This is a genomic window from Deinococcus rhizophilus, assembly GCF_030271215.1.
GTDB classification, from domain to species: domain Bacteria; phylum Deinococcota; class Deinococci; order Deinococcales; family Deinococcaceae; genus Deinococcus; species Deinococcus rhizophilus.
The window spans coordinates 1-9,368 of the sequence record NZ_JASNGB010000112.1 but is presented as its reverse complement, the minus strand read 5'-3'; the positions used below and the strand labels follow the sequence as shown (position 1 = coordinate 9,368).

Here is a 9,368-nt window from a genome sequence, read left to right as displayed (position 1 = left end):
GCCGCCGGGGGCGAGGGGAGGCGGGCACCCCTCCGAGGCGGGCACCACCAGCGTCAGCGGCCCCGGCCACAGCCCGGCGAGGGCGTCTACCACCTGCGGGGTGCGGGTCAGGGGACGGGCGCAGGCCACATCCAGACACGAGACCTGCACGGGTTTGGCGGGGTCGCGGCCCTTGAGGGCGAGGAGGGCCGCCAGCCCCCCCGGGGAAGCCGGGTGCGCGGCGAGGCCCCAGACCGTCTCGGAGGGGTAGCCGACCACAGCGCCCCCGGCAAGGAGGGCGGCGGCCTGGGTGACTCGGGGGAAGGCCCCGCTGGGTAAAGGTGTGTTCATGGGAGAGTCGGGGCGTGCGGCCCACCCCCGTTGTAAGGGGAACGCAAGACCCCCGTCACTATAGTTGCGCCCATGCCGGTCTACGAATACCGTGTCCGGGACCGCTCCGGAAAGGTCCTGAAATCCCAGATGGAGGCCGAGACCGAGCGTCAGGTCCGCGACGCGTTGCGGGCCAAGAACATGATGATCGTCGAGATCAAGGCCCCCAAGACGGGCCTGAACGCCGACGTCAAGATTCCGGGCCTCACCGACCGCCCGCCCGGGCTCAAGCAGGTGGCGGTCTTTTCCAAGCAGCTCGCCACGCTGATCAACGCGGGCGTGCCGCTGGTGCAGTCGCTGGCGATTCTCCAGAAGCAGATCGAGAGCAAGGCCTTTCAGGGCATCATCAAGAGCGTCCGCACCGACGTGGAGGGCGGCACGCCGCTGAGCGAGGCGCTGGTCAAGCACCCCAAGGTCTTTAACCGCCTGTATATCAACCTCGTGCGGGCGGGCGAGACGAGCGGCACGCTGGATTCCATCCTGGAGCGCATCGCGGCCTTTCAGGAAAAGGAACTCGCCCTGCGCGGCAAGATCAAGAGCGCGATGACCTACCCGGTGATGGTGCTGGTCTTCGCGCTGGGCATCACCTACTTTCTGCTCACGACCATCGTGCCGCAGTTCGCGGGGATTCTGGCGCAGCTCAACGCGCCGCTCCCGTTCATCACCAAGATGCTGATGGCGGTGTCGGACTTCCTGCGGTCCTCCGGGCTGCTGATCTTCGTCTTTATCGCGCTGATCGTGGTGGCCTACCGCTTTATCTACAAGGCGCCGAAGGGCCGCCACGCCATCGACGACATCAAGCTGCGGCTGCCGGTGTTCGGCAACCTGCTGCAAAAGAGCGCCATCGCTTCTTTCGCCCGCACCTTCGGCCTCTTGATCAGCAGCGGCGTGAACATCATCGAGAGCCTGGAAATCACCAAGGGCACCGCGGGCAACGCCATCGTGGAAGAGACCATCGAGAACGCCAAAAACGTGGTGATGGTCGGCGAACCGATGAGCGCGAGCCTCGCCACGAGCAAGGTCTTTCCGCCCATGGTGGTCAGCATGGTGTCGATCGGCGAGGAAACCGGCGCCCTGGACTCCATGCTGGGCAAGGTGGGCGACTTCTACGACCGCGAGGTCGACGAGGCCGTCGAGAGCCTGACCGCCGCCATCGAACCGCTGATGATCGTGTTCCTGGGGGCCATCGTGGGGACCATCGTGGCGGGGATGTTTCTGCCGATGTTCTCGATTATCGGCCAGCTCAGCCAGTGAGCTGACGGTTAGAGCTGAAGATGTCAGCTGAGAGCCCAACTTGTCAGTGAGCCTATCAGCCCTCCTCAAGGAGGGCTTTTCGTTGTCTACAACACCACTTCGTCGCCGCGCGCTCCTCTCCGACACCCGCCCCTGACTGCATAAGGCGATGTACTGACATCTTCAGCTCTCAAGGGTTGGCAGCTTGAGGAGCACAAGTCGCACAGAACCGGTACTGAACAGACATACCAGCGAGATGTCAGTTGAGAGGTCAACATGTCAGTGGGCTGAGCGTCGGCGTAGACGATGTGCCGAGCTGTTTCGGCTCTCCTCCAAGTCAAGTCCTGACATGTTCAACTCTCAAAACCTGGGGAACGGTCATGGTCTTTCGCGTTCTGGTACGGCATGGCAAGTGTTTTTCAGTGGCCATGTCAGTTGAGAGATCGACATGTCAGGGCTCTCGGCGCCTCAACATCGCCGGCTCGCGTGTCATGACATCGCTTCTTGCAAGAACTTGACGCGACTGTTACGTCCGTAACATACTGATCGCAGACGCCCACGGGTGCTCTGAACTGCGCCTCTTCTCCGTCCCCGTCCGCCTGTGGTCCGGGGCGCCGTCATCCCTATGCCAGCGCAGGGCCCGGCCGCGTCGAAGGGGGATCAGCATGTCAGCACGCCGCCAGGAAGGGGCCCGGCCATGACTTCGACAGGCTTCAAGCTCCTCTACCGCCCACGCGGTTCCAGGGAGCTCCTCAGCGCGGAGATGCCCCTGTTGCGCAGCCTGAGCCTCTACGACCTCGACCCCGCCCGCGACGTGCCCAACTACCACGGGCAGAGCCACCGGGGCGGCTGGTACGCGTCGAGCAAGGTCGGCGGCCACCTGCGCCACGAGTCGGGGCTGGAGCGGCTGCGGATGCAGTTCCTCGACTTCGACCCACGGGTCACCACCTTCATGGCGCAGCCCTTCACGCTGCAGTGGTCCGAAGGCGAGAAGGTCTACCGCTACACCCCGGACCTGCTGATCGTGCGCGCCGGTCAGGCCCGCGTGGTGGAGGACGTGAAGCCCGCCCAGTTCCACGGCTCGCCGAGGCTCCAGCGGGCCTTTAAGGCGGCCCGGGAGGCGCTCGGTCCCATCGGCGTGGGCTTCAACCTCTGGGCCCCGCCGGAGCCCACGGTGGTCCGCAACGTCCAGTACCTCGCGGGCTACCGCCGCGTCCCGGCTGGGCTGAGGGAACACCTGGGTCCCATCCTCGCCGCGCTGCGTGAACGCCCCCACGGCCTGATGGAGCTCGCCGCACGCGTCGGCCCCGCTCCGCTGGTGCTGCCGGTGATCTACCACCTGATCTGGAACCACCGCGTCGCCGCGGACCTCTCGCGTCCCCTCTCCCTCGAGACGACGCTCTCCCCCGCTCCCCTGCCCGGGGAGGCCGCCTGATGGGCGGCGAGGGCAGGCCGCGCCTCGAGGCTGGCGCGGTGGTGCGCTTCCAGGGAGCCACCCACCAGGTCGTCGGCTACGAAGCGGATGGGCGGATCAGGCTGAGGGACGGCCAGCGCGGGGAGCGGGTGCTGGACCCCGGCGACCTGGTGGGCGATCCCAGCTTCGGCTTCGAGGGGCAGGAGGCGGCTCCCCTGCCCCCGGCCCAGGCGTTCTGGGATCGGCTGGACCCGGAGGTGAGGGCCGGGGCTCTGCTGCGCGAGGAGCATGTGCGGGAGGTGCTGACGGGCCACCGGCTGGGCCAGCCGGACGACCGCTTCCCGGGCGAGCCCCGCCCGGCCTACCAGGAGGGGACCAGCCGCGAGCAGCGGGTGCAGGCCAAGGCGGCCGAGCTCGGCGTCAGCGGGCGGCAGATCTACCGCTGGATGAGCGACTACCGGGCCGCCGGCCACCACCCCGCCGCCCTGGTCAGCGGGCATCAGACCCGGACCTCCAGCCGCCTCGGGGACGACGCGCTCAAGCTCAGCGAGGCCATCCTGCGGGTCGCCCGGCAGCGGCGGGAGGACGCCGACCTCTCCTTCACCAGCCTGCGCGGGCTCGTTCAGCGCGAACTCGAAGCGATGGGCTGCCCGGAGGTCGCCCTGCCCACCCACAACACCTTCAACAAGCTGGTGCGGCGATTCGCTCCAGAGTTGACGCACAACGCCAAGCGGCGGCGCAGCGACGCCAGCACGGGGACACGCCGCCCCTTCGGCAAGGTGGTGTGCGTGCGGCCCGGCCAGTACGTGCTGATCGACATCACCCCCTTCGACCTGCTCGCCCGCAGCGAGGTCGACGGGCGGGAGCTGAGGCTGCGCATGGTCATCGCCATGGATCTGTACTCGCGCGCCATCGTCGCGGCGCGGCTGATCGAGTGGGAGCCCCGAGGCGTGGACGTGACCACGTTGCTCCTCGATATCGCCCACCCGGTGCGGCCTCACCACTCGTGGCCGCCCCTCCCGGAGGACGCGCGGCTCCCCTACCTCGGCATCCCCGAGGGGCTCATGCTGGCCGCCCACGACATGCCGGAGGGCGAGCCCCTGCTGAACATCCCGCCGGTCCTCCCCGAGGCCGTGGTGGTGGACAACGGCATGGTCTTCCTGAGCGGCCAGTTCCGCGACCTCTGCGCGCGCCTGGGGACCGACATCATGCTGGCCCGCCCCGGCACGGGCAGCGACAAGGCGCACATCGAGCGGCTCTTCCTGCACATCCGCCAGTCGCTCGCCGAGCGACTGAAGGGCTACGTGGGGCCCCACGTCCTGGCGCGTGGTCGCCACCCCCGGGCCCTGCACTTCCCCTGGGAGCTCCAGTTCGAGCTCACCGGGTGGGTGGCGAGGTACTACAACCACCGGCCCCACGATGGGCTGTGCCACCCCCGGACGCCGAAGGTCAAGCTCACCCCCGCGGAGATGTTCGCCTTCGGCGTCTCGCACGCCGGGCACCTCACCGTTCCCCTGGGCCGGGACGCCTACTACCTGGCGCTCAGGACCGAGCTGCGGGTGATCAGCGACACCGGCGTGCAGCTCGACGGCTCGCGGTACGACTCGGAGGCGCTCAACCCCTACCGCAACGCGGAGTCGCCCTACCTGGACCTCGGGAAGCGCTGGCCGATCAAGGTGGACGCGCGCGACCCCACGGTGATCCACTTCCAGGACCCGCTGACCCTGGCGTGGCACGAGATCCCCGAGCGCGACGCCGCCTGGCGCTCCCGGCCCTTCCAGCAGGAGCTGGCCGATCAGGTGAAGGTGGTGCTGGAGGACCGGCGGACGCAGCAGGCGGAGGCGGACCTGGAGGCCCGCAAGCGCGAGATGGACGACGCTTACCGGGCGCGGGCCGAACAGTCCCTGAGGCTGGCCGAGCGGACACGTCAGCAGGCGCTCTCCACCCCCGCCAAGCAGGAGGTCGCCCGGCGCGAGGGGGCGCGGGCCCAGCAGGAGGCCATGACGGGCAAGCCCCGGGGCGAGGCCAAGAAGGCCAGGGAGAAGCCCCTCCGCCCACCGCGCCCGGCGGAGCCGGAGGATCTCGATGACGGCCTCTTCGGCATCGTGGGGGATGAGTTCTGATGGCGGGCATCCTCCTCCCCTTCCAGACGGCCAGCGCGGACGACCAGAACATCTACACCTACGAGGGGTGGCGGGCCTACGTGGACGCCCCCACGCTGGAGCCGCCTCCCCGGATGACGCGGGCCGCGTACGAGGCCCTCTCCACCCACGTCCGGGCGGAGTACGACGAGGCGCGGCGGCTGTACATCATGAGGTTCGGGCCCCTGAACACGCCGGACATGCAGGTGGTCAAGCTCGCCATCAAGGAGCAGCTGGAGGCCAACATCCGCGCCCCGCGCCACCAGGTGAAGGTGGGCCTGGTGGTCGACGGCCACGCCAACCTCGGCAAGACCACCATCGCCAAGGCGGTGGGGCGGCAGTTCGAGCGCCGGGTCCGCGGCCCGGGGACCGTCCCGGACCCGCGGGCGCACGATGAGTTCGTCCCGGTGGTGCACGTGACCTTGCAGCGGGACACCACGCCCAAGGGGCTGGCGCAGGCGATCTGCGACTACCTCCACGTCCCGCACCGCCGGGACACCACCGAGCCCGTGCTCGTGCGGGCGATCTACCGGGCGGTGGAGCGGCACCGCATCCTGCTGTTCGTGGTGGATGACATCCACTTCCTGCAAGCGCGTTCCAGGGGTGGGCAGGAGACCTCGAACTTCATGAAGTCGCTGATGACCATCACCGGGGCCACCTTCGTCTACGTGGGGGTGGACGTCGAGCAGATGGGCGTCTTGCAGGAGCACGGCACCCCCACGCTCGCGTCCAGCCAGACCGCCTCGCGCTTCATCCACCTCCCGGTCCGGCCCATGGAGAAGGGGAGCGAGGCCTGGCGGCGGCTCCTGCGGGCGGTGGAGGGGCACCTGCCGCTGCTGGACCACGAGGCGGGCACCCTGGAGCGCTGCGCCGACCTGCTCTACAGCCGCACCGGGGGCAGCGTGGGACCCCTGATGAACCTGCTGCGGACCACGGCGCTCCGGGCGGTGGGCGGCGAGGAACGCCTCGATCACCGGGCGCTGCGGGCCGCCCGCATGGACTACCGCTCCACCATGGAGGGGAACCTGGAGGACGGGGACGCGTGGTAGCCGGGGTGCGCCCCTTCTCCTCGGTGCCTGGGCTGCTGGGGGGACCGGAGGGCCCGGAGTCCTTCGCCAGCTTCGTGGACCGCCTGGCCGCGCACCAGCTGGTGCCCGCGCCGATTACCACCCTGCTGGCGGAGGCGGGGGTGATCCCCCAGGATCGCCACGACGTGCTCCCAGCGGGGTACGGGCTGGACCTCACCTCCGAGCAGCGGGAGCGTTTCGCCTACGCGTGTCGCCTGGAATCGGGAGAGCTCGCGGCGATGCTGCTGCGGTCGCTGGACGGCGTGGCCTTCGACCTGACGGGGCTGGACGTGACCCACCCCAACAGCGTGCGCGTGGTGGGGCACCGGGAGTGGGCGGGTTTCGCGGGGTCGGCATGCTGCCCGGCCTGCCTGGCCCAGACGGGGGGCTGGCGGCTGCGCTGGAAGTTGTGGACCTCCTTCGTCTGCCTGACGCACGGGACGCTGCTGATGGACGTCTGCCCCCGCTGCGAGCGGCGCACGGGCGGCTACCGGGCCGAGCGGAGCAACGCGCCCCGCTTCGCCACCCACGTCCCGAGGCCCGGCTTCTGCGCCAACTCCCTCTCCCCCGGCAACAGCGGTCTGGGACGCGCGGCCCGCCCCTGTGGAGAGGACCTGCGGCAGGTGCCGACGTCGGACCTCTCCGGGGCACCCCGGTTGCTCGAAGCGCAGCGGGCGGTGAACGGGGTGCTGGAGGTGGGCGTGGCCCGCGTGGCCGGGGAGGAGGTGTCCTCGCTGACCTACCTGGGGCACCTGCGCTCCTTGATGGCCCTGGCCCTGCACGCGGCGCAGCCGGGGGACCTGGGGAAGCTGCCAGACCCCATCGCCCGTGCGCTGGCACAGGCCTGCGAGGTGCGGGACGAGCGGCGCGTCTCCGAGGCGGGGGTGCGCGGCACGGCCCTGCATCCCTACAAGGGGGCCCCGGGGGACACCCGGCTGGTGGCGGCCATCCTGCCGTGGGCGGTGGAGCTGCTGGCGTCGCCGGACCAGGAGGGGGTGACGGACGGCCTGCGTCCCCTGGTGGAGAGGTCCAGGGGCATCCGGGGGAGCGCGGTGCGGGCGGCAGCGCGGGACTTCCACCTGCGGGGGCCGCTGGAGGTGGCGCTGGACCAGGTGCTGGCTCCCCGGGCGCTCTTCCACCGGACGATGGGCCACCTGGCCCCGGCGGGGACGGGGAGCTACCGGGTGTTCGAGACCCGCCACGTCCCGCACCTGATCTGGGAGGAGGACTTCGAGCGCGACTTCCGCCCCCTGCTGGAGGGCTCGCGCATCGGGGACACGGCGGCGAGGGTGGCGGTCAGCGTGGCGCTGGTGCGGCTCAGCGGGCGACACACGGTGCCGGCCAGCATCCGGCTGCTGGGGCTTGAGGGGCACAGCCAGGGGGCCAGCCTGAACCCGCTGGTGATGCACCTGGGGAGGACCGGGGGCAAGGAGGCGTTCCAGGAGGCCCTGCACGGCCTGGCGACGCGGCTGGAGGGTCCGGGGCCACACCGACACCGGGACTACCGGGCCGCACAGGAGGCGCTGGCAGGCTTCGTGGTGCTGGACTTGGAGACATGGGAACGGTGCCGGGAGGCGGCAGGGATGAGGCCGAACCGGTCTGAGGGCTTGCGGCGCAACACCGCCGCATGGGTGTGGGCGACGGTGCTGAGCAGTGATCCGGCCTTCTCGCCCGCGCTTTCCGCCGATTGCGGAAAGCAGGACGTTCTGCGGGAGGTCTACCGGCGGTTCGAGCGGGAGCAGTTGCCGCGGCTGGGGGAGGTGTTGGGGGAGGTCGCTCGGGAGGTGGGGACGACGTTGGGGTAGGACGCCTCCCCTCCCCGGCTAGACTCCCTCTCATGGACACCGCGCCCACCGGGCAGATCCTCGCCAGTGCCTACACCCTCGACCCCGGGACCCTCGACGAAGCAGCGCGTCACCTGGGCAGGGAGGGCTGGACTGCGCTTGTCCCTGAGCTGGTCTTCGAGCCCTGGGATACCGGGGGCGGTTGCATGATGCTGGTCGCCGACGTTCCCGGCGTGGATGGCTACCGGGTGGGCATCACGGACGGGGAAGCGGAGGTGCCAACCCAGGCTGACACCTTCTGGGTGGGCCTCCTCGATCCGGATGGTGAGGAGTTGTACGTGGTGCAGGTGATGGACGGACGCCTGATGGGCAGCCTGCAGTAGCCAGCTCAGGCGAGCAACCTCCTCTACGAAGAGGTTTGCGTCCGGCCGCTTGACACTGCTTCCATATACTGACCTCAACGTGCCTGACTCCCGGAAGAAGCCCAAGGACAACACAGCGTCGCTAGAGGACTTGGGGATCTCCCTTGACGCGTCGTTGCAAAACGTCGACCCCGAGAGCTGCGGGGGCATCTTCTCGTTTTTCAGTGGCGCGGGCTTTCTCGATCTGGGCTTCGAGGAAGAGGGCTTTGTTCCCGTGATGGTCAATGAGTACCATCCACCTTTTCTGGCCGCCTACAAGCACAGCCGCAGCCGCCTGGGGATCGCGCCGCCCTCCTTGGGCTATCTGGGAGGCAGCATCGAGGCGCTCCGGCGGGAGCCTGGCAAGGCCTGGCTCAGCCAACGCATCGCGGAGGCACGTGACCTCGGGAAGCCGGTGGGGTTTGTAGGGGGGCCGCCGTGCCCCGACTTCTCCAACGCTGGGAAGCACCGGGGCAAGGACGGTGAGCATGGGCGGCTGACGAAGGTCTACGTGGACCTCATCCGTGCTCAGTTGCCAGACTTCTTCGTGTTCGAGAACGTCAAAGGTTTGCTGCGCAACCACGCAGAGCACCTTCGCGAGATCGAGCAGCAACTGGGGGCCGCTGGGTACAGGTTCGCCACCAGGCTCGCGAACGGTCTGGAGTACGGGGTGCCACAGGACCGGGAACGTGTCGTGATCATCGGCTTCCACAAGCGTCTCTACGAGCGCGCCGGTCAGATCCTCCCCCGTCGCTATCGCCTTGGGCACACGATCTGGCATGAGGAGCTGCTGCACGACATCGATCAGGTCAGGAGCCTCCCCTGGCCGGGAACGTCGCCCTTCGGTGAGGATCTGGGGGTCACCTGCCCTGAGGGCCTTCGCCCGGAGTTGACCGTTCAGCACTGGTTTCGGAAAGGCTCTTCCTGGATTCCGGGGAGCTGAGGGGTAGCGGGGGTAA

At 69.2% G+C, this 9,368-nt stretch carries 8 protein-coding genes; 7 read left to right on the top strand and 1 reads right to left on the bottom strand.

All coding sequences use genetic code 11. From position 1 onward, the window contains the following. On the bottom strand, positions 1-330 hold a 330-nt coding region (locus QOL99_RS11605; RefSeq protein WP_285524017.1), incomplete at its 3' end, for an L-threonylcarbamoyladenylate synthase. Positions 331-402: 72 nt separating this feature from the next. On the opposite strand from QOL99_RS11605, the gene QOL99_RS11600 reads away from it, so the two are divergent. The 7 genes from QOL99_RS11600 (at position 403) to QOL99_RS11570 (ending at position 9,352) form a co-directional block, all read left to right on the top strand. Then, positions 403-1,623 (top strand): type II secretion system F family protein, encoded by a 1,221-nt coding sequence (locus QOL99_RS11600; protein WP_285524016.1) that lies wholly within the window; start codon positions 403-405, stop codon positions 1,621-1,623. Between the two features lie 676 nt (positions 1,624-2,299). After that, positions 2,300-3,037 carry a TnsA-like heteromeric transposase endonuclease subunit gene (locus QOL99_RS11595; protein WP_285524015.1) on the top strand — a complete coding sequence of 246 codons (738 nt, stop codon included), beginning with the start codon at positions 2,300-2,302 and terminating at the stop codon, positions 3,035-3,037. Then, complete coding sequence (locus tag QOL99_RS11590; RefSeq protein WP_285524014.1) at positions 3,037-5,139, top strand: hypothetical protein; 2,103 nt, start codon at positions 3,037-3,039, stop codon at positions 5,137-5,139. Before QOL99_RS11595 ends, QOL99_RS11590 begins: the two co-directional genes overlap by 1 nt. Beyond that, positions 5,139-6,206, top strand: a complete 1,068-nt coding sequence (locus QOL99_RS11585; RefSeq protein WP_285524013.1) for an ATP-binding protein — start codon at positions 5,139-5,141, stop codon at positions 6,204-6,206. The genes QOL99_RS11590 and QOL99_RS11585 overlap by 1 nt, the downstream gene beginning before the upstream one ends. After that, a complete protein-coding gene (locus QOL99_RS11580) occupies positions 6,200-8,029 on the top strand; it encodes a TniQ family protein (RefSeq protein ID WP_285524011.1) in 1,830 nt (609 codons plus the stop codon). Before QOL99_RS11585 ends, QOL99_RS11580 begins: the two co-directional genes overlap by 7 nt. Before the next feature lie 32 nt (positions 8,030-8,061). Next, entirely contained in the window at positions 8,062-8,391 is a 330-nt protein-coding gene (locus QOL99_RS11575) for a hypothetical protein (protein ID WP_285524008.1), read from the top strand. Positions 8,392-8,470: 79 nt separating this feature from the next. Then, the gene (locus QOL99_RS11570) at positions 8,471-9,352 is read left to right on the top strand and encodes a DNA cytosine methyltransferase (RefSeq protein WP_285524006.1); all 882 of its coding nucleotides are present in this window, start codon (positions 8,471-8,473) and stop codon (positions 9,350-9,352) included. Positions 9,353-9,368: the final 16 nt, after the last annotated feature.

What these genes read in the sequence shown, in the direction of transcription:
- QOL99_RS11600 (WP_285524016.1), top strand. Translation starts at nt 403, where the DNA reads ATGCCGGTCTACGAATACCGTGTCCGGGACCGCTCCGGAAAGGTCCTG.
- QOL99_RS11595 (WP_285524015.1), top strand. Translation starts at nt 2,300, where the DNA reads ATGACTTCGACAGGCTTCAAGCTCCTCTACCGCCCACGCGGTTCCAGG.
- QOL99_RS11590 (WP_285524014.1), top strand. Translation starts at nt 3,037, where the DNA reads ATGGGCGGCGAGGGCAGGCCGCGCCTCGAGGCTGGCGCGGTGGTGCGC.
- QOL99_RS11585 (WP_285524013.1), top strand. Translation starts at nt 5,139, where the DNA reads ATGGCGGGCATCCTCCTCCCCTTCCAGACGGCCAGCGCGGACGACCAG.
- QOL99_RS11575 (WP_285524008.1), top strand. Translation starts at nt 8,062, where the DNA reads ATGGACACCGCGCCCACCGGGCAGATCCTCGCCAGTGCCTACACCCTC.